Annotated in this window: 2 tRNA genes and 2 rRNA genes; all 4 read left to right on the top strand. The window is 53.2% G+C overall.

Annotated features, from left to right (window positions below):
• Positions 1-149, top strand: a 16S ribosomal RNA gene (locus ARA78_RS13500); the annotation flags it as partial.
• 144 nt (positions 150-293) lie between these two features.
• Positions 294-411, top strand: a 5S ribosomal RNA gene (gene rrf / locus ARA78_RS13495).
• Positions 412-450: 39 nt separating this feature from the next.
• Positions 451-524, top strand: a tRNA-Ile gene (locus ARA78_RS13490).
• A gap of 26 nt (positions 525-550) precedes the next feature.
• Positions 551-623: transfer RNA gene (locus tag ARA78_RS13485), tRNA-Ala, on the top strand.
• Positions 624-631: the final 8 nt, after the last annotated feature.

Genomic DNA, 631 nt, shown 5'->3' with positions numbered 1-631 from the left:
ACACACCGCCCGTCACACCATGGGAGTCGGTAACGCCCGAAGTCAGTGACCCAACCGTAAGGAGGGAGCTGCCGAAGGCAGGATCGATAACTGGGGTGAAGTCGTAACAAGGTAGCCGTATCGGAAGGTGCGGCTGGATCACCTCCTTTCTAAGGAAATGGATAGTAAGGGTTGTCGTGTTGTTAAGCTTTCAAGAGGAAGCGCCCATGCATCGGAGATGCATATCGGAATGGCGCTGACGAACTGCCGCCGAATGTAAATGAGGGGGCGTTACAACGAAAGATAAAAAATTTGCCGGTGGTGATGCGCTTATGGGAGACACCCGTACCCATCCCGAACACGACGGTTAAGACGTAAGCGGCCGATGGTACTGCACTGGAGACGGTGTGGGAGAGCAGGTGGCTGCCGGCTCCAAATTTTTGCTTATCAAGTGTAAGCACCAAAGAAAATGGGCTTATAGCTCAGCTGGTTAGAGCGCACGCCTGATAAGCGTGAGGTCGATGGTTCGAGTCCATTTAAGCCCATTAGCCGAAAGGCTGTAATTCCATACGGGGGTATAGCTCAGTTGGGAGAGCACCTGCCTTGCAAGCAGGGGGTCACGAGTTCGAATCTCGTTATCTCCACTGGATGG

This window comes from Coprococcus eutactus (genome assembly GCF_001404675.1).
Taxonomy (GTDB): domain Bacteria; phylum Bacillota; class Clostridia; order Lachnospirales; family Lachnospiraceae; genus Coprococcus; species Coprococcus aceti.
This window is presented reverse-complemented; position numbering and strand designations above follow the sequence as displayed.